This window comes from Gorillibacterium timonense (genome assembly GCF_001457415.1).
In the GTDB taxonomy this organism is placed as follows: Bacteria; Bacillota; Bacilli; order Paenibacillales; family NBRC-103111; genus Gorillibacterium; species Gorillibacterium timonense.
Genome location: NZ_LN881720.1, coordinates 321,365 through 339,841 on the forward strand (window position 1 = coordinate 321,365; position 18,477 = coordinate 339,841).

The following is an 18,477-nucleotide window of genomic DNA, read 5'->3' on the forward strand; positions in this document are numbered from 1 at the left end:
AAGACGGAGGATCACATGGCCAGAACGTATTATGCAGAAGGCAGACAAGTAGCAAAAGCGGTAACCGGTATCTCTTCTTGGTGGAATGGGAATTTACTTTGCGATACCAGGATTGCATTGGGGTTTTTTCTTCGGCATCCTGTTCGGTTCCGTGCTCATTGGTGAGATCTGTGGGAGTCGATGGACGACCAAACGACGCCAAGCCAAGAAAGCGGGCGGTTCTTCGGCAGCAGGAAGCCGTCCTCCCACTACAGCAGTCAAAACGAAAGGAAACCCCCGTACTAGTGCAACCCGGACAACCACTCGTAAGCTCACGGATGCGGAAATCCTAAAAGCCGATGTGCAGACCTTATCCGGCACTGACTTCGAACGGCTCATGGAGCTTTACTATATCGATCAGGGCTATACGGTACAACGTATCGGTGGGGCAGGTGATCATGAAGTGGACCTGATTCTGAAAGGAAAAGAAGGTTATAAGATCGCCGTCCAATGCAAAAGGTGGAAGCAAGATGTCGGTAACGACATTGTCTTGCGACTTAAGGCAGGCTAACAAGTGCATGGCTGCTATGACGCCTGGATCGTGACAACAAGCAACTTCACCAGAGCAGCCAAGGAAGCTGCGGAACGGCTGAATATCAAGCTGATCAACGGGCTGATCCTGGATGATAAGCTGAAAAGGTGGAAGAGCAAGAAGCTGGTGAGTAAGAGGTAGGGGTTGAAGTGATAGTTCGGAACATAAATTGGAGGTTTTTAAATGGAATTAAATTCAGAGATGATTAAGGTAACATCAGAATTAGCAAGTCATATTGGAAAGAAAAGCGTTGAAGCAATATTTGATAAAATACGAGCTGTTAAACAGAAGGGTAATCAGGGAGAAATCATTAGTAGTCTTGAAGAAATTATAAACGAGTTGATATCGGATAAAAATCAACTTATTCAAATAACTCAAGCCTATGAAGAAAAACTAATTGCGCAGAGGATTTCAGAAGAAGACATAGATTATATTACTAACAGTGTTATTCCAATATTGGAAACCCTCATTCAACAGAGCGGTAATGAAGATATTGATAAAATGAGGCAAAGCATTGATATGTTTAAACCGATCTTATCAAAAGAGACTTTAAATATATTGCAAATACTAGGTTTTAACTTTAAACAAGCTATAGGATTACCATTAACAAAGCTAATTGAAGCTCTAATATCATCTAAAATTCCTCCTAGTGGTGACAAAACCGTTGAACTGCAAATGTTAGTTGAACAAAGACAGATAGAATATTTAAAGGTTGCACAAAATGAGGAGACCTATCAAAGGATATTAAGAATTTACGGTCACAATAGTTAGAACCTCAGAGAGACTACAATCACATTAATACTTTGTCACTGACAACACTCTAAGATCTGTAAGGAAAAGCGCAGTAGACAATCCACAATACAGGTCATGAAGGGACAAAAAAATGAATGAGAAAGAAATATTCAAAATACTTGATTATATTTTGTTGATAAATTTAAGAAGTTAAATTTATACATTGTTCCGAAATACAGATAAAGAAGGAGGCTTTACCAATGATTAAAAAGCTCAAGCTGCTCATCATCTGCTCCCTGCTCGCTCTTTCCTTCGTCCAGCCAGTCTCTGCAGAAGGCGAGACGGTTACCGTCAAAGTGAAGCTGACGAATGTGGAGCTGGTCGAGAGCAAAGGTATGGCCAGCAACTGGAAAACGGAGATCTATGTAAATGAGAAGTCGATCAAAGAGGGTAACACGGTGAAGTTGACGCTCAAATCGACGGATAGCGTGAAGCTAAAGGCCGTAGCCAAAGAACAGGATAAACAGCCGTCTAGCGGATCGAAAACCAGCTCGGTGAAATTGTCGTCCTTCAAGGAGAAGACGAACGAGACGCTCAACTTCAGGGTTTCCAAGGGCACGAATTCAGACAAATATGCCAAATGGAAGGTTAAGTTTACGATTGTAAAGTCGTCAAGCTGATGTTCCCCATCCCATTCAGATGAATAGCGGATTGTGATCGATAAGGAGGAATGGCAATGCCAATCAGGCTAGGGGCGAAGGTCGCCGAGGGCGGTTGTTCAGAAGTGTTCGAATGGGAAGGCCCTGACAAAATCATTAAGCTGGCCAAACCCAACACAGACGATGAAGCGATGCGAAGAGAATACCGAAACACCCTCACGGCATGGGAATGCGGACTTCCTGTCCCGCGGCCCTATGAATGGACTAAGGTTGAAGGGCGCACAGGGATTGTTTTTGAGCAGATTAAGGGGGAGACGTTAGGGGATCGATTTATGGGGCAGTTGCAGCATCTGTCCGACGAAGCCTCGGAGGAGGGTGGCGAGGATATTCGGTTGACCGCGCGCATTCTATACGCCATACATAGCCAAGCCGCTTCCGACCATCCGCTGCCATCGCAAAAAGAGAGCTTTAAGCAGAGCATCCGGTATATCGGTCATTTGACCTCAGAGGAGAAGGAAGCGGTGATTGCTGCACTTGACCGGTTACCGGCTAAGCACGTGATCTGCCATGGCGATCCCAATCCCGGCAATATCATGGTAAAAGACGATGGGGAAGCGATCATCCTCGACTGGATGAATGCGGCTTCGGGCAATCCGGAAGGAGATATGGCCGAATACATCATCATGATTCGGTATGCCGTATTGCCCGATGATCTGCCTGACGAAATTCGAGAAGGCTTTGATTCCATACGAGAAGCGGTCATTGATATTTTCATGGACGAGTACACGAAGCTGTCGGGAATCACCTACGATGAGGTCCATCCCTGGATTGCCCCGGTAGCTGCGAGAAAGCTGTCGGCCGATGCAATTTCAGAGGAAGAGAAGGGCAGGCTGCTTCAGTTTATTAGGCAAAACCTATAGAGAGAGGCTCATGTCCCTCTCTTCTTTTTATGTAGGGAGCATACGCCGCGCTGGTTATCCGTTCGTTTATCGATTCTTTTGATAGATTCCCTCTGCGGTGACATTGTGCCCATAGATAGAGTCCCCGACTTCGACAATCTCAAAGGTGCCGTCCTGATAGAAATAAAAGGTCATCTCGTAGTCGTTCTCCTCATCCCGATACACGGCGGATTGGCCGCTTTCGGTTATGACTGCCTGTTCGTCTTCAAGTTTCCCCAGGCTCATATTTCCGAGTTTAAGCTCTTCTTCGCCTCCGTTAACGTGATAGCCATCGAATGCAAAGGAAACCTGGCTGTCGGTGACGGCTTTGATGGTGATCATCCCGGATTCGTAGTCAGAAGAACCTTCTCGTGTATAAGTCCCGACAAAGCTTGTGATGTCAACGGGCTCTGCCAGCTTGAGCACCTGCTTCACAGTGAGGGTGCGAGTTGTGGCGGAATGAGCGATCCGGTTCTCCAGTTCGGTATCCTCTACGAAGTTCCCCCATGAGTCATTCTTGAAAATGAAAGCCTTCGAGAAGGGCTCCATCCCCTGCGGACCTGCGCCTGTGACAAAATCAGCGATGACGATAATATCCGTATAGCCTGATTTAAGGCTGTGGGGGTCGATGTCGACAAAGGCTATCGCCTCAAACGAGTTCAACATGGGATACCGTTCCTCCCCCTCCGGCTTCAGCACTTGAATCTTATCCCCTCCCGATACGATCAGGACAAAGGGAGGCAGGCCCTCATCTACGGACGATATAGTTGCCGGAGTGATGGTCAGCTTGCCCATTCCTTCAAACTCTCTCACAAAGACATGCTTTGCCTCCACCATATATCCTTGCTGAATGTAACCGTCGATTACCGATTCCAGATCCGCTGGAGATGTGGTCGGATCACCAACAGGCGAGGCAACCGGGGGAGTTGTTGCAGGGGACGCCAAATCACTTTTCTCGGGAGAAGCTTCGATCGGAGAAGAAGAAACGGAAGGGGCGGTGCTTGCGGATTGGGTTGGTTGGGCCGTGGGTCCTTCCCCTTCTCCGCTGGTCTCCTTGCAAGCCGTAGCCACGGTTAAGATAAGCAACAGCAAGCACAGAAGCTTAAATTTGAATGGATTCATCCTGTGGGCTCCTTTCCTTTGGGCCTTTTCTATTATTCGGGAAGCTGCGCAAAACTTGAACGTCCTCGCCGCACCTGGGACATTTATTCTGGAAACCCCATTATTTTCCTCGTTTTAATAGTATAATCGGGAAAGATGACTCAGACAACATAAGCAAGCTAAGAGCTATCTAAGACGGAGAGAAAAGATCGAACGATCAACATAGTCAATCCCCATTAAGGTGCTGATACTCCTCGGTTGGGTAGTAGGAAACTACTTGTTGATCAAAGTGGATTGAACAATAACTCGTGAATATATCAACGTTAGGTGAAATGGTCGCAAGGGAATGAATAATCATGATCAAGGACTTTATGCAGTCAAAAGAAGCTCTTTTGAAAAAATTGGATTCAGTAGTTTTTTATATGGATACATTCTCATCAAACTATACAGAAATCGTAGAAAGACGACTGCTGAATTTTGCCTATCTATTAAATGAACTAGCGGATAGATCCGAATCCATATCAGATAACACGAACATGAATACCGATTTTGTAAAATCCATCCTCAAAGAGGGGGGAGATTTTAAAGACTATGAAGATATGGTATTGGATGAATCAAATAAAATAAATGCTTCATTTTCTCGTATGGGAGATGAAATACAGCATTCGATTAATGAAATGAATAGCTTCTTAGAACCGCAAGAAGCATTGCCAATATACGCAATCCAAAACACATCTATTTTTGTTTATATTTTTTCGATTTATGAGAGTTTTTTAAATGGCGATAGTGATGAGTTAGTTTATAAAACCATAAATGTTTACAAAAACGATAATTTCAACAGTGATGAGTGGAAAAGATGGGCAAGGAAAGCTCATAAGTTCAGAGACATAAGAAATACCTTGGTCCATAAAGATGTTGGTCTGAAGGTAACAAGAAAAAATATCCATGAACTAATCGACAACATTAAGGATTTCCTAAATCTTTATAGTATGAAGTATGTACCTTGATGGAAATTGAAATAGATCTCAAAATTACTTATATTGGAAGTGTGTGAACTTCGGAGAGTATATGGACCTATACATACCCCATCATGAATTTCCCAGGAGGATATATGAACACTTATCTGTACATGGTCAGACACGGTGAATCGCTGAAAACGGAAGGAAACGAGAGAACGCGAGGACTTACGGACAAGGGATGGGCCGATGTTGACCGAATCACGAACCTATTGAAAGAGGAAGGAATCGATGCGTTCGTTTCGAGCCCGTATCGAAGGGCCGTTCTGACCATTGAAGGCTTAGCCCAGTCCCTTGGCAAGGAAATCACTGTTTATGAAGAGTTAAGAGAATTGAATTTTATTAGTGAAAACCAGGGCATCGCCGATCAGGACATTTATCCCACTCTTCAGAAGATGTTCGCTGACCCGAGCTATTCATTGCCGGGAGGGGAATCCAACGCGGCTTGCCTGGAACGATCCGTCGCGGCGCTCAAAGATATTTTGCAGAAGCACAAGGGGCAGAAGATCGTAGTTGGAACGCATGGCTTGATCATGACGCTCATGATGGGGCATTTCGACAGTCAGTACGGCCTGGATTTCTTGCTGCAGATATCCAAGCCCGATGTGTACAGGCTGGAATTCAAAGAGGATATGTTCATCGGCGCAACGAGATTATGGAAGGTTTAGCTCCGTTTTTCCCGCATTCCCGCAGGGCCAGCAATGGTCCTGCTTTTCTTTTTAATTCCGCGGAATCAGCTTGCTGTACTGCTTGGAGAGAAACTGCAGATAGGTCGTCAGCGCCTTTCGGCTAAAATAAGCAATGATACCCAAAAAGGCTGTAACCACGAGGGAATAGGGAATGCTCCAGTTTAGGGGCACATCGTTCTCGCCTGTGAAGCTCATGCTGATCCAGGGGACGCCTAAGGAGCGCAGAATGCCGGCGATCGGGGTGATCACCGCGACAAAGCCGAACCCGTAAGCGATGGTTGCGAGTAGAGGGACAACTATGGCACTCAGCAGGCCCGTTGTGCTGTAGAAGCTAAGCATGAGCCAAATTCTCCTCAGAGAAAACGTCAACCCATCCTTCGTGAGATAATCACTTTGATAAGCCTTTGCCAGCTTGCGAGGGTCCCCTAGTCGGAGCAGAATCGCCCTTTCCGACAAGCCGCCGGTCATCCCATCCTCGATGGCGTCTTCGATCTCCCGTATGGCATCAAGCCGCTCCTCTTGCGGCAAATGGCGCAGCTGGGTGCTGAACATATCCAGATACGCTCGCTTGTTCCATTCCATTTCCTTCTCCTCCTAGTGCTATTGATTCAATTCCTCAATCGCCTGCGTGACCTTTTCCCATTCCGTAGACATGGAATCGAGCAGCTCGCGCCCGCTTTCCGTCAAGGTGTAGTACTTGCGCGGTGGGCCTGCTTCGGATTCCTTCCAATAGGAATCAATGCACTTTTCTTTGAGCAGCCTGCGCAAGAGAGGGTACAGTGTGCCTTCCGTAACGGCGAGAAATTCCCATCGGTTCAACGTGGTGACCAACTCGTATCCGTAGCGTGGCTGTGACCCGATCAAGCGAAGGATGCAAAATTCCAGAAGTCCCCGGCGAACCTGAGACTTCCATTCGGACATATCCATGAATTCCCACCTCTCGCGATTAATGTACCACAAAGTACCTTGCGGCGTACAGTACTATTTTTTGTTCATTTGCCTACTCCTTTCGGAAGGAATGGCTTCTGACATTTCCTCTCACGGCGTCTCTCCGTTCTCAATGTGATGCGAACGAATATTCTGTATCTGGATATGTTTGTATGATAAGCTGGATAAGGGTGATATGAGATGGGGAAAGTGAAAATCTACCGAAACGTTGCCAAGTTGAAGAGCATTGACTTGTTTTATTTCGATACAAAAACCGAGGGACCGACTATTCTATGCCTACATGGAAGAATGGGGAGGGCGGAAACCTGGTATGACTTTATCCAACGCTACGGCGAACAGTACCGAATTATCGCACCGGATCAAAGAGGGCACGGATTGAGCGGGAAGCCGATATCGAAATATACGGCCGAAGAAATGGCGGAGGATATGCTTGACCTTTTAACTTTCATTAAAGATCGATTCCGCTCTAGTCGTAGGTCATTCTATGGGTGGACGAGTGGCTGGACACTTAACGGCGTTATATCCCAAGCTCGTCAAAGCATTGGCTATCCTCGACAAATCCGCTTCCGGACCTGCCGAACCAAACCAATTGCCGTTAGATCAAATCCCTACCGTTGACCCGGTGACAAAAGATTGGCCGATGCCATTCTCCAGCTTAAGCGAAGCGGCAGCATTTCTCCGGCAAACGATGGATTCCGATTTGAGTTATCAATACTTCATGAATAGCTTGGTCGAAACGGTAGAGGGATATCAGATGATGTTCAGCTCACAGGCGATAGCCGCCAACATGGCATATGAGGAAAACTGGTTTCATCTCTTGCCGAACCTCACATGTCCCGTATTGGTCCTCCGAGCCAAAGGCAACGATGCGGTATCGGACGAGGATTTCCTGAGAATGCAATCTCTACTCCCGAACTGCCTCGCCCGCGAGGTAGATCATCCCGACCATAACGTACATTTGGGGAACAAGGAAGAGTTTTACCGTTATTTTGATGAATTTATCATGACGCTTTGAGGATCCAATTGCTTCGCCGTTCAGGGTGATTGGTTTTCTGTGATAGGGGCAGGCGCCTCTCGTTTAGAAGTCTCTCATGAGGGCAAGACTGGAAGGAGAGAGACTTAGAGGAGGCGGCAGAGATGAAACAGATCATCCTGATTACGGACGGATGCTCCAATGTGGGGGTCAGTCCGGTCGTGGCGGCGGCGCATGCGCTGTCGGAGGGAATTACGGTGAACGTGGTCGGCGTAGTCGACCAAGGCGAGATCGGGGAGCTCGGCTCGGAGGAGATCCGCGAGATTGCCCGGGCGGGAGGAGGCCTCTCGCGCATGGTCGGTTCGGCAAGTTTGTCGCAGACGGTGCAGATGATGACGCGCAAGACCGTCTCGCATACCATCCGCCAGGTGGTCGGCGCAGAGCTGAAGGCGATCATGGGGCAGGAGTCAATGGAGCTGACCGACCTTCCGCCGGACAAAAGAGCGCAGGTCGTGCGCGTGATCGATGAGATGGAGGAGACGGCTGCGCTCGAGGTGGCGCTCCTGGTCGATGCCAGCGCCAGCATGAAGCCGAAGCTGGCTGCCGTGCGCGAAGCGGTGCGTGATCTGATGAAAAGCCTGGAGGCGCGCTCCGGTGCGAGCCGGCTTGCGGTTTTGCGCTTTCCCGGAGCGTCCGGGGAAGAGGTTCGCGTCGAGCAGGCTTGGTCGGGTCGTCTTGCAAAAGTGGGAGAGTTATTTTATAACATTAACATGAAGGGTACGACTCCTACGGGGCCAGCGATCCTCCAAACTGTGAAGTATTTCGCGGGGGAGGGCAAGAGCGGCGGGCTGTTGACGGAGAAAACCACAGGGACTACCGCCGAACGCCGGCAGACGAAGGACGGGATTTGGAGTGACTACGTCGTATAAGCCTGAACCGGCCGCAGGGAGCGTCCTGACGGGCAAGTGGAAGGGACGCTCCTACCGCGTGCTCGGCAAGCTGGGTGAGGGAGCGAACGGAGCTGTATATCTGGTAGGCCGCGAAGGCCGGCGGTATGCGCTCAAGATCGGACTCGACCCGGCCGATGTGCAATCCGAAGTGAACGCGCTTTCCGCGATCACCGCCGGGCAAGGACCGCTTGCCGGGTTTCTTGTCGATACGGATGATTTTGTATGGAGAGGCGCGAGCTATTCCTTTTATGTGATGAAATATGTGGAGGGGCGCCAATCGGCGTTGTTCCTTGAGAAGGAGGGTCCCGAGTGGCTCAGCGTCATCGGGCTCAAGCTTCTTGTTCAATTGACCCATCTGCATGAGCGGGGATGGGTGTTCGGCGATCTGAAGACGGAGAATGTGCTCGTCTCCTCTTACGGAGAAGCCCAGCTCGTCGACTTCGGCGGCTTGTCGCCGGTCGGACGCTCGGTCAAGCAGTTCACGGAGATCTACGACCGCAGCTATTGGAATGCGGGGACGCGGACAGCGGACTCCGGCTATGATTTATTCGCGTTCGGGGTGCTCTGTCTGCGTCTGCTCGACGTGGGAGAGGATTGCTTCCGACGAGACTTGCTGCCACAAAACCGCAGCCCCGAGCTGCTGGTGAAGGCTGCTGAAGCTTCGCCGGCTTGCCGCGCTTATTTGCCATGCCTCCGCCGTTTGCTGACCGGAGGCTATTTGTCCAGCCGCGAAGCTTACGAGGACTGGCGGGCGATGGTCTATTCGCGCCGCGCCCGTCCGGCCAAGAAGAAATCGGCGCTCGGCAGAGGCTTCAAGGCGGGAATTGCGGTCTCCGCGATTCTATTTCTGTCCGTCGTGTATTTATATATACGAGACTTGCTGTAGGGGGAGTTCGGGAGCGGCTTCGTCGAACGAGCTCCCGATGGTGAAGTCTCGCGGAAATGGGGAAACGATTGGATGCTGTACCGGCAGGTGGAAGAACAAATCCGCGAGGAGGGGCTCCTTGCTCCAGGCGATTCGGTGGTCGTCGCGGTATCGGGAGGGCCAGATTCCATGGCCCTGCTGCATCTACTCTCGCGTTTCGCGCCAGGGCTGCAGCTTAAGCTGACGGTCGCCCATGTCAACCATGGGTTCCGCGGAGAGGAATCGGATGAAGAAGAGCGCATGGTGGAAGCTTACACCCGCAAGCTCGGGCTTCCCTTCCGGGTCGCTCATCTCGATATGCCCGCCTACATACGCGACACCGGGATGAACGGGCAGGCTGCTTCCCGAGAGCAACGCCGCGCGTTTCTGATCGAAGCCGCCGCCGGATGCGGCGCAGCCAAGGTGGCGCTCGCCCACCATGCGGGGGATCAGGCGGAGACGGTGCTCATGCGCTTCCTGCGCGGAGCGGGCCCAACCGGGCTGTCGGGCATCGCTGCGGAACGAACTTTTGCAAATGTGGAACTTATCCGCCCCCTCCTTCGTATAAACAAGGAAGCTCTTGTCGGCTATTGCGAAGCGGAGGGGATTCCTTACCGGATCGACAGCAGCAACGGCAAGCGCACCTACACCCGAAACCGGATTCGGCTCGATGTCATGCCCCTCCTGCGGGAATACAATCCACGGTTGGAGGAAACGCTGGGCCGCTTGGCGGATGTGATGCAGGCGGAGAATGCTTACCTGACCGAGGCGGCGGCGGCCGCCTTTTCCTCGCTCGTTCGCCCGCTGGACGGTGGTTTTGCCTTTTCGCGCAAGGCCTTTGCGGGGCTCCATCTCGCTTTACAAAGGCGGTTGATTAAACTACTATTAGATTATCTTGCCACCGGAACGGATCAGCAGGACGACTTCGGCTACTCCCTAACGGAGATTGTGCGCTCTGCCGTGCTCCGCGAGGGGCCGCCGAATTTCACCCTCGATCTTGCGGGAAACCTGCAGTTTTGCCGGGAATACGACCTTGTGAAGATCGCTTCACCCGATAAGCCGCTTCCTTTCCTTCATTATATAGCGGAGAAGGATGCAGGTTCTCTTTCGCTACCGCTGGAAGGCTTGGACAGGGCGCTCGGCGGGTTCACCGCGACAGAGCGAAGCGATATTCCGGATGAGGGCCGAAATGGTCGGGATTACGCCGTATTCGACTGGGAGACTCTTTGTTTTCCGCTCACCGTAAGGTCCCGCAGGGAAGGCGACCGCATGAACGTCATGGGACTAAAGGGCGTCAAAAAAGTAAAAGATATCTTCATTGACGAAAAGATCCCCGCAAGCAAGCGGGAAATCTGGCCGATTGTGGCCGACGGGAACGGCCGGATTCTGTGGCTTCCCGGCATTCGCCAAGCAGCGCATTCCGTTGTGACGGAGAAGACAGGGATCTTCTTCTGCATGACGTTTACCGGGCCGCAATTGTGAATACGGTCCGAATGCATACCAGCATCGATTCATAGGATAATTGTGGGAGGGGCAACTGTTGCAGAACGACATTAAGGAAGTCATGTACAGCGAGGAACAGATTCAAGCGAAGATCCGAGAACTGGGAGAACAGATCAGCCGCGAATACGAGGGGAAAAATCTGTTTGTGATTTGCGTCCTGAAGGGCGCGTTCATTTTTATGGCCGATCTGGTCAAAACGATCACCATTCCGCTTGAGCTCGATTTTATGGCGGTTTCAAGCTACGGCGCATCCACCCGTTCATCGGGGGTCGTCAAGATTATCAAGGATTTGGACGTGCCGGTGGAAGGCCGCGACGTTCTGATCGTGGAGGACATCATCGACAGCGGTATGACGCTCAGCTACCTGATCGACTTGCTCGAAGGCCGCGACGCCAAATCGGTGAAGGTGGTCGCCCTCTTCGACAAGCCGGCGCGCCGCACGGTGCCGTTGGAGCCGGATTACCGCGGCTTTGAAATTCCCGACGAATTCGTCGTCGGCTATGGCCTCGATTATGCGGAGAAGTACCGCAACCTTCCGTACGTAGGGATCTTGAAGGAAGCCATCTATTCGGAATAACAGCAGGCGCTATTATAACGTTAGGATTCATTCCTGCCGCGTCTTTCCAGGCATCCCGGTTCAGTTGAGAAGCCAAAAGGCGCTGTGGTAAAATAAAACAAGCATGAGAGGAGGTTGGGGATGAATCGAATCCTCCGCAGTACCGGGTTTTATCTGCTTATTATTTTGGTCATTATCGGAATCGTGCGCGTCATTGCAACCCAGAACGAGATCGAAGTGGCGAAGTCATACAGCGATTTCCGGAATGAACTGCAAAATATAGCCGACGAGAAGAAAGCCAACGATATCGAAAAGATCAGCGTGCAGCCTGACGGTAACATGTACGCCATTCGCGGACAGTACAAAGACGGCAAAACGTTCCGTACGGTTGCCCCGCCAACAGCAGATACCGATAAGCTGATCGATGCCGCTCAGCTGCAAGCCGAAGACCAGAACGTCAAGATTGAGATCAAATACGAGAAGCAACGGGAAGCCAGCATTTGGCTGACCTTCCTCACTTCGCTTTTCCCGCTTATCATCATCTTCATCCTGTTCTTCTTTATGATGAATCAGGCGCAAGGCGGCGGTGGCAAGGTCATGAACTTCGGCAAGAGCCGCGCCCGCCTCTATAATGAAGAGAAGAAACGGGTCACGTTCGAGGATGTGGCCGGTGCGGACGAAGAGAAGCAAGAGCTCGTGGAAGTCGTGGAATTCCTCAAGGACCCGCGCAAATTCGCAGCCGTTGGCGCTCGTATTCCGAAGGGCGTGCTGCTTGTCGGACCTCCGGGTACCGGTAAAACTCTGCTCGCCCGTGCGGTAGCCGGCGAAGCCGGTGTTCCCTTCTTCAGCATCTCCGGTTCCGACTTCGTGGAAATGTTCGTCGGGGTCGGCGCATCTCGTGTTCGCGACTTGTTCGAGAACGCCAAGAAGAACGCCCCCTGCATCATCTTCATCGACGAAATCGACGCCGTCGGACGGCAGCGCGGAGCAGGACTCGGCGGCGGTCACGACGAACGCGAACAGACGCTTAACCAATTGCTCGTCGAGATGGACGGCTTTGGCGCGAACGAAGGCATTATCATCGTCGCAGCCACCAACCGTCCGGATATTCTTGACCCGGCGCTTCTTCGTCCCGGACGCTTCGACCGGCAGATTACGGTAGACCGTCCCGATGTGAAGGGCCGCGAAGCCGTGCTCAAGGTCCATGCCCGCAACAAACCGCTTGCCAAGGACGTCCGTCTGGACACCCTGGCTCGTTATACGACCGGCTTCACTGGAGCCGATCTCGAGAACCTGCTGAACGAATCGGCGCTCATCGCCGCTCGCCGCAACCGCAAGGATATCTCCATGGCGGAAGTGGAAGAAGCGTATGACCGCGTAATCGTCGGGACGCAGAAGAAAAGCCGCGTCATCAGCGAGCGCGACAAGCGTACCGTCGCCTTCCATGAAGCGGGTCACGCCATCATCGGCTATTACGAGCGCAATGCTCATATGATCCACAAGGTGACCATCGTTCCCCGGGGGCGTGCAGGCGGCTACGTCATGATGCTTCCGAAGGATGCGGAGGATCCGCTCGTGGTGACCAAGTCCGAGCTGCTCGACCAGGTCACCGGCCTGCTTGCCGGGCGGGTGTCGGAAGAGCTGTTTATCGGCGAGATCGGCACCGGCGCTTACGATGACTTCCGGAAGGCGACGGACATCGTCCGCCGGATGATCGTCGACTACGGCATGAGCGAGAAGCTCGGGCCGATGCAGTTCGGCCATTCTCAAGGAGGCCAGGTCTTCCTGGGCCGCGATCTCGGCCACGAGCAGAACTACAGCGACGCGATCGCCTACGAGATCGACCAGGAAATGCAGCAGATGATCCGCCGCTGCTACGAGCGGGCACGCGAGCTTCTGCAGATGCATTCCGACAAGGTTCACTTGGTGGCAAATACGCTGCTTCGTCGGGAAACCCTTGATAAGGACCAGATCATTCAACTCATCGAGCAGGGTCATATCGAAGGAGACGAAGGCCGCGATGCGGAGGAAACTCCCACCGCCGCTCCGAGCTTTGCCGAGGATGTCAAAGTCAACATCCAAAGCCAAGACCAGGACAACAGCGCCAATAAGCTCGGCGATATCGCCCGAGGCACGGGAAGCCCATCGTCTGCCGATGGCGACAACGAGCCGACCGACAAGTAAGAATCGTACGTACCCATTACCAGCAAAGCCGGGCTCCCCTGCGGAGTTCCGGCTTTTCTTGGCAGAAAGCCCGCAAGAGCGACGTCATCAAGCGCCGACTTCGTTTCGCATATCCTCACCACGGAGTAAGCGGCAAGTTGGACTTTTTGTGCTTCTGTGTGATTTAGATCACTGAAAACCTCCTAAAAGCGGCTGCTTCTCGTTGACACCCGCCTTAAGTTTTTGTAAATTAGGTTTAAATTGATATCCCGGGGGATGGTCTTATGGAAGCTCTCGCACTAGAACGCAAGGAACAGCAGAATCGGGAGCTTAAAGAGCGGATTCTGCGGTTGAAGGAAGAGAAGAATGCCATTATCCTTGCCCATTACTATCAGCGGGATGAAGTTCAAGAGATTGCCGATTTTCGCGGAGACTCGTTCCTGCTCGCCCAGAAGGCGGCCAGCACAGACGCTGATGTCATCGTATTTTGCGGTGTGCATTTCATGGGGGAAAGCGCCAAGATTCTCGCCCCGAACAAGACGGTCGTCATCCCCGATGAACGCGCGGGCTGTCCGATGGCCGATATGGTCAATGTCGACGGCTTGAAGGCGCTGAAGCAACAGCATCCGAACGCGGCGGTTGTCGCATACATTAATACCTCTGCCGATGTGAAGGCGGAGACGGATATTTGCTGTACATCGGCAAATGCGGTCAAGGTGGTCAATTCGGTAGATGCCGACGAGATCATCTGGGTGCCGGATAAGAACCTGGGCAACTATGTCTCCAAATTCACAACCAAGAAGATGATTCTCTGGGAAGGCTACTGCAACACCCATGATATGCTGACCGTAAGGGATGTCATGGAAATGCGCGAAAAGTTCCCGAACGCGGAATTCGTCGTTCACCCGGAATGCCGTCCTGAGGTCGTCAAGCTGGGCGATTTCGTCGGAAGCACGACGGCGATCTTGAAGTACTGCAAGGAATCCGCCACGAAGCAGTTCATCGTCGGCACGGAGGACGGAGTCGGCTATCAGCTCCGGCTCGACAGCCCGGACAAGGAGTTCCACTTCGCTACGAAGTACCTGGTCTGCCCCAACATGAAGGTGAACAACCTGAAGAAGGTGGCCCAGTGCCTGGAAACCCTGTCCCCGCAAATCTATGTACCGCCGCAGGTGGCGGATAAAGCCAGACAATCTCTCGAGCGCATGCTGCAGGTGAAGTAGCATGCGCTGCTTCATGTCCCCGGTCCCGGGACGTAAAGCGGAATGGATGAAGTCGGACGAGGAATAGGAACAAGCAAATACATGTCATTCTACTATAGTAAAGACAGGTGAAGGCAATGATTCCACGTTATTTGACGGATGTTTCCTGGCAGGACTTGCCCCGGTATGAATTCGAGACGATCATCATCGGCTCCGGCGTGGCCGGGCTGTACACGGCGATCAAGGCGGCCAAGACCGGCAAGGTGCTGATGATCACCAAGAAGGCTTTGGACGAGAGCAATACCCGCTACGCCCAAGGCGGCATTGCAGCGGTGATCGCCGATGAGGATTCGCCGGATTTCCATCTGCAGGATACGCTGATGGCGGGCGCGGGCCTCTGCGACGAGGACGCGGTCGATGTGCTCGTGCATGAAGGACCGGCCCGGGTGAATGAATTGATCCGACTCGGGACCGAGTTCGATCTCGAGGACGGCGTGCTTGCGCTTACTCGGGAGGGGGCGCATAGTCAGCGGCGGATTCTTCATGCCCATGGCGATTCCACTGGGGCCGAAATCGTCCGGGCTCTTGCTCAACAAGCGTTGGAACAGCCAAACCTGGAGATTTGGAACAACCATTTTGCGATCGATCTGCTGACGTCAAACGGCGAATGCTTAGGCGCGCTGGTTCAGCGGCCGGACGGCAGCCGGGTCGCCGTGTTCGGCAAAGCCACCATTCTGTGCTCCGGCGGCGCGGGTCAGCTGTACCGCTATACGACCAACCCCGAAATCGCTACAGCCGACGGCATCGCGATAGCTTATCGGGCGGGGGCTGAAGTTCGCGACATGGAGTTCGTGCAGTTCCACCCGACCTCTCTCTGTTATCCAGGCGCTCCCCGATTTCTCATCTCCGAGGCCGTGCGCGGAGAAGGAGCGGTGCTGCGCAACAGCACCGGCGAACGCTTTATGGAGAACTATCACCCGCTGCTCGAGCTCGCTCCGCGCGATGTCGTGGCCCGGGCGATTGTAAGCGAGATGGAACGGACCAAGTCTACCTTCGTCTACCTCGATATTACTCACGAACCGCGCGAGAAGGTGCTGCATCGGTTCCCGATGATCTATGAAACCTGCCTGCATTACGGACTCGATCTTACTGCGGACTGGATTCCGGTCGCCCCGGCTGCCCACTATATGATGGGTGGGGTCAAGACGGGACTGGATGGGGAGACTTCGCTTAAGCGCTTGTTCGCTTGCGGTGAGGTGTCCTCGACCGGGGTGCATGGAGCGAACCGGCTCGCCAGCAACTCTCTCTCGGAAGCGCTCGTCTTTGGCAGGCGGATCATCAAGAAGCTCGCGGAGCTGCCGGAGCTTGATCTCGACAGCCTGCAGGTGGGTTCGTCCGATCAGGTTGCGCTTGCTCTGCGCAAGGACATCCCCATGACTCCGGTCGTGGAGAAGCGGCTGAAGCTGCAAAAGGTGATGCTCCGCCACGTCGGACTCGTCCGCTCGGACGAGGGGCTGGAGCGAGGGATCGACGAGCTGCGACGGCTGATGTCCCTCTTCGAATCCCGCTTGACCAAGCGCGAGGAATACGAATTCGCCAACATGTTGACGGTTTCCCTGCTGGTCGCGGTTGCCGCGCGGATGCGCCAGGAAAGCCGAGGAGGCCATTTCCGCAGCGATTATCCGGCTTCGAACGAAGAATGGCGCCGTCACATTGTCTTTCACCGGGAAAGCGGTACGGTCACGGAGACAGTCCGCCGAATGCCAGTGGAGCACGGCCAGGAAGAGGCAGCAGCCTCTAAGGGCTGAAGCTTCTAGCGCTTATCCAGCGAGCGAAACATTTGCAGCGCGTGACGAATCGACAGTGGCCGCATGCGCGGCAAAGCCAAGATGAAACCAACCGATGCAGGAGTGAAACCGATCATGCACCCTACCGTAATGGAACTGAATAAGAGCAAGCTCGCGGAGTCCATCCGCTGTTGGTTAGATGAAGATATCGGCACCGGCGACGTCACGACGCTGTCCACCATTCCGGCGGACAGCGTCTCGTCCGGTATCATTCACGTGAAGGAAGACGGCATTCTGGCCGGTCTTCCGATTGCCGAGGAGGTATTCCGCGTCGTTGATCCGCGACTCACCTTCGAGCCTCGCGCCGTCGAGGGCGGTCCGCTGCGCAAGGGCGATCTCATCGCCGTCGTGAGCGGCAGCACCCGCAGCATCCTGCTCGGGGAGCGGCTTGCGCTCAATCTGCTGCAGCGTTTGTCCGGCATCGCCACCCGCACTCGCGGATTCGTCGATGCGCTGGATGGCCTTCCCACGCGGCTCGTGGATACGCGCAAGACGACACCCGGCCACCGGATGCTGGAGAAGTATGCGGTTCGGGTCGGCGGCGGCCATAACCACCGCTTCGGGTTGTACGATGCGGTGATGATCAAGGACAACCACATCAAGGGAGCGGGCGGCATCACCCGGGCTGTGCAGGCGGCTCGCGAGCAGATCCCACACACGATGAAGATCGAGGTGGAGGTCGAGAGCTTCGGCGAGCTGGAGGAAGCTCTAACCGCCGGAGCCGACATCATCATGCTCGACAACATGAGCGTCGAAGACATGACGGTTGCGGTTCGGCAGGTGAAGGCGGCGGCTCCGCATATCGTGGTGGAGGCTTCCGGCAACGTCAGCCTCGATACCGTTCGGGCGATCGCTTCGTCCGGGGTCGATGTCATCTCTGTCGGACGGCTGACCTATTCCGTGCATGCGCTCGACATCAGCCTGGATCTAAACGAACGAAAGGGGAGCCTTTCGTGATTCTTGTCATCGACGTAGGCAATACCAACATTGTTCTCGGGATCTACCGGGGCAAGGAACTTCTGTACCATTACCGGATCAGTACGGATCGCTCCTCCACCACGGACGAATATGGAATGATGGTGCACAGTCTCTTTCAGCACGCTGGCATTCGGATGGAAGACATAGAAGGGGTCATCATCTCCTCGGTCGTTCCTCCACTTATGCATGTGCTGGAAAACCTGTGCGTGAAGTACATCAAACGCACCCCGCTCGTCGTCGGCCCCGGCCTGAAGACCGGGCTGAACATCCGCTACGAGAATCCCCGCGAGGTGGGCGCCGACCGTATCGTGAATGCCGTCGCCGGCATTGAATTGTACGGAGCGCCGCTGATCATCGTGGATTTCGGAACCGCCACGACCTTCGATTACATCGACGAGCAAGCCCGCTACCTGGGCGGGGCGATCGCGCCGGGGATCGGCATCTCAACGGAGGCGCTCTATCAGCGCGCTGCGAAGCTTCCCCGCATCGAGCTGGCCCGTCCCAAGAGCGTGGTTGGACGCAACCCGGTGACGTCGATGCAGGCGGGAATCATCTTTGGGTTTGCCGGGCAGGTGGATGGGATCGTCGAGCGGATTCGCGAGGAATTCAACACGGACCCGCAGGTCATCGCCACCGGCGGGCTTGCCAAGATGATCGCTTCGGAATCGCGCACCATCCAGGTCGTGAATCCGCTGCTGACACTCGAAGGGCTGCGGCTTATCTACGAGCGCAATGGGTAAAGCTAGA

At 53.4% G+C, this 18,477-nt stretch carries 18 protein-coding genes and 2 pseudogenes; 17 read left to right on the forward strand and 3 right to left on the reverse strand.

Going from position 1 to position 18,477, the window contains the following annotated elements:
* Positions 1–85 precede the first annotated feature (85 nt).
* From BN2684_RS25295 to BN2684_RS01995, 4 genes and pseudogenes are all read left to right on the forward strand, one after another.
* Positions 86–712 (forward strand): annotated as a pseudogene (locus tag BN2684_RS25295) (restriction endonuclease).
* A 42-nt stretch (positions 713–754) separates the two neighbouring features.
* Positions 755–1,342 (forward strand): hypothetical protein, encoded by a 588-nt coding sequence (locus BN2684_RS01985; protein ID WP_058300490.1) that lies wholly within the window; start codon positions 755–757, stop codon positions 1,340–1,342.
* A 221-nt stretch (positions 1,343–1,563) separates the two neighbouring features.
* Positions 1,564–1,983, forward strand: a complete 420-nt coding sequence (locus BN2684_RS01990) for a hypothetical protein (RefSeq protein WP_058300491.1) — start codon at positions 1,564–1,566, stop codon at positions 1,981–1,983.
* 56 nt (positions 1,984–2,039) lie between these two features.
* Positions 2,040–2,882, forward strand: a complete 843-nt coding sequence (locus BN2684_RS01995; protein ID WP_058300492.1) for a phosphotransferase family protein — start codon at positions 2,040–2,042, stop codon at positions 2,880–2,882.
* Positions 2,883–2,948: 66 nt separating this feature from the next.
* On the opposite strand, the gene BN2684_RS02000 is transcribed toward BN2684_RS01995, so the two are convergent.
* Positions 2,949–4,022 carry a hypothetical protein gene (locus tag BN2684_RS02000; protein ID WP_058300493.1) on the reverse strand — a complete coding sequence of 358 codons (1,074 nt, stop codon included), beginning with the start codon at positions 4,020–4,022 and terminating at the stop codon, positions 2,949–2,951.
* A gap of 335 nt (positions 4,023–4,357) precedes the next feature.
* On the opposite strand from BN2684_RS02000, the gene BN2684_RS02005 reads away from it, so the two are divergent.
* Positions 4,358–5,008, forward strand: a complete 651-nt coding sequence (locus BN2684_RS02005) for a hypothetical protein (protein WP_058300494.1) — start codon at positions 4,358–4,360, stop codon at positions 5,006–5,008.
* Between the two features lie 104 nt (positions 5,009–5,112).
* A complete protein-coding gene (locus BN2684_RS02010; protein WP_058300495.1) occupies positions 5,113–5,685 on the forward strand; it encodes a histidine phosphatase family protein in 573 nt (190 codons plus the stop codon).
* A gap of 51 nt (positions 5,686–5,736) precedes the next feature.
* Here BN2684_RS02010 and BN2684_RS23760 read toward each other — a convergent pair whose 3' ends face one another.
* Positions 5,737–6,288, reverse strand: a complete 552-nt coding sequence (locus BN2684_RS23760) for a DUF1700 domain-containing protein (RefSeq protein ID WP_082651690.1) — start codon at positions 6,286–6,288, stop codon at positions 5,737–5,739.
* 18 nt (positions 6,289–6,306) lie between these two features.
* Positions 6,307–6,633 (reverse strand): PadR family transcriptional regulator, encoded by a 327-nt coding sequence (locus tag BN2684_RS02020; protein ID WP_058300496.1) that lies wholly within the window; start codon positions 6,631–6,633, stop codon positions 6,307–6,309.
* Positions 6,634–6,834: 201 nt separating this feature from the next.
* Here BN2684_RS02020 and BN2684_RS25310 point away from each other — a divergent pair.
* From BN2684_RS25310 to BN2684_RS02070, 11 genes and pseudogenes are all read left to right on the forward strand, one after another.
* Positions 6,835–7,095 (forward strand): annotated as a pseudogene (locus BN2684_RS25310) (alpha/beta fold hydrolase); the annotation flags it as partial.
* Positions 7,096–7,108: 13 nt separating this feature from the next.
* Positions 7,109–7,669: an alpha/beta fold hydrolase gene (locus BN2684_RS24655; RefSeq protein WP_262360855.1), complete on the forward strand. Its 561-nt coding sequence runs from the start codon at positions 7,109–7,111 to the stop codon at positions 7,667–7,669.
* Positions 7,670–7,791: 122 nt separating this feature from the next.
* Positions 7,792–8,556, forward strand: a complete 765-nt coding sequence (locus BN2684_RS02030; RefSeq protein WP_058300497.1) for a vWA domain-containing protein — start codon at positions 7,792–7,794, stop codon at positions 8,554–8,556.
* Complete coding sequence (locus tag BN2684_RS02035) at positions 8,540–9,463, forward strand: protein kinase domain-containing protein (protein WP_058300498.1); 924 nt, start codon at positions 8,540–8,542, stop codon at positions 9,461–9,463. Before BN2684_RS02030 ends, BN2684_RS02035 begins: the two co-directional genes overlap by 17 nt.
* Positions 9,464–9,535: 72 nt before the next feature.
* The gene (tilS, locus tag BN2684_RS02040) at positions 9,536–10,963 is read left to right on the forward strand and encodes a tRNA lysidine(34) synthetase TilS (protein ID WP_058300499.1); all 1,428 of its coding nucleotides are present in this window, start codon (positions 9,536–9,538) and stop codon (positions 10,961–10,963) included.
* 58 nt (positions 10,964–11,021) lie between these two features.
* On the forward strand, positions 11,022–11,561 hold the full coding sequence (gene hpt, locus BN2684_RS02045; protein ID WP_058300500.1) for a hypoxanthine phosphoribosyltransferase: 540 nt from the start codon (positions 11,022–11,024) through the stop codon (positions 11,559–11,561).
* Between the two features lie 120 nt (positions 11,562–11,681).
* Entirely contained in the window at positions 11,682–13,724 is a 2,043-nt protein-coding gene (gene ftsH, locus BN2684_RS02050) for an ATP-dependent zinc metalloprotease FtsH (RefSeq protein ID WP_058300501.1), read from the forward strand.
* A gap of 263 nt (positions 13,725–13,987) precedes the next feature.
* Positions 13,988–14,926: a quinolinate synthase NadA gene (nadA, locus tag BN2684_RS02055; RefSeq protein ID WP_058300502.1), complete on the forward strand. Its 939-nt coding sequence runs from the start codon at positions 13,988–13,990 to the stop codon at positions 14,924–14,926.
* Positions 14,927–15,042: 116 nt separating this feature from the next.
* Positions 15,043–16,713, forward strand: coding sequence for an L-aspartate oxidase (gene nadB, locus BN2684_RS02060; protein ID WP_058300503.1), 1,671 nt, complete (start codon positions 15,043–15,045; stop codon positions 16,711–16,713).
* Positions 16,714–16,827: 114 nt separating this feature from the next.
* On the forward strand, positions 16,828–17,709 hold the full coding sequence (nadC, locus tag BN2684_RS02065) for a carboxylating nicotinate-nucleotide diphosphorylase (RefSeq protein WP_108722142.1): 882 nt from the start codon (positions 16,828–16,830) through the stop codon (positions 17,707–17,709).
* Positions 17,706–18,470 (forward strand): type III pantothenate kinase, encoded by a 765-nt coding sequence (locus tag BN2684_RS02070; RefSeq protein WP_058300504.1) that lies wholly within the window; start codon positions 17,706–17,708, stop codon positions 18,468–18,470. Before nadC ends, BN2684_RS02070 begins: the two co-directional genes overlap by 4 nt.
* Positions 18,471–18,477 lie beyond the last annotated feature (7 nt).

Coding starts and splice junctions, on each gene's coding strand:
- nadB (WP_058300503.1), top strand. CDS start 15,043: ATGATTCCACGTTATTTGACGGATGTTTCCTGGCAGGACTTGCCCCGG.
- BN2684_RS01995 (WP_058300492.1), top strand. CDS start 2,040: ATGCCAATCAGGCTAGGGGCGAAGGTCGCCGAGGGCGGTTGTTCAGAA.
- BN2684_RS02020 (WP_058300496.1), bottom strand. CDS start 6,633: ATGGATATGTCCGAATGGAAGTCTCAGGTTCGCCGGGGACTTCTGGAA.
- BN2684_RS02010 (WP_058300495.1), top strand. CDS start 5,113: ATGAACACTTATCTGTACATGGTCAGACACGGTGAATCGCTGAAAACG.
- BN2684_RS02000 (WP_058300493.1), bottom strand. CDS start 4,022: ATGAATCCATTCAAATTTAAGCTTCTGTGCTTGCTGTTGCTTATCTTA.
- ftsH (WP_058300501.1), top strand. CDS start 11,682: ATGAATCGAATCCTCCGCAGTACCGGGTTTTATCTGCTTATTATTTTG.
- BN2684_RS01990 (WP_058300491.1), top strand. CDS start 1,564: ATGATTAAAAAGCTCAAGCTGCTCATCATCTGCTCCCTGCTCGCTCTT.
- nadC (WP_108722142.1), top strand. CDS start 16,828: ATGCACCCTACCGTAATGGAACTGAATAAGAGCAAGCTCGCGGAGTCC.
- nadA (WP_058300502.1), top strand. CDS start 13,988: ATGGAAGCTCTCGCACTAGAACGCAAGGAACAGCAGAATCGGGAGCTT.
- tilS (WP_058300499.1), top strand. CDS start 9,536: ATGCTGTACCGGCAGGTGGAAGAACAAATCCGCGAGGAGGGGCTCCTT.
- BN2684_RS02030 (WP_058300497.1), top strand. CDS start 7,792: ATGAAACAGATCATCCTGATTACGGACGGATGCTCCAATGTGGGGGTC.
- BN2684_RS01985 (WP_058300490.1), top strand. CDS start 755: ATGGAATTAAATTCAGAGATGATTAAGGTAACATCAGAATTAGCAAGT.
- BN2684_RS02005 (WP_058300494.1), top strand. CDS start 4,358: ATGATCAAGGACTTTATGCAGTCAAAAGAAGCTCTTTTGAAAAAATTG.
- BN2684_RS23760 (WP_082651690.1), bottom strand. CDS start 6,288: ATGGAATGGAACAAGCGAGCGTATCTGGATATGTTCAGCACCCAGCTG.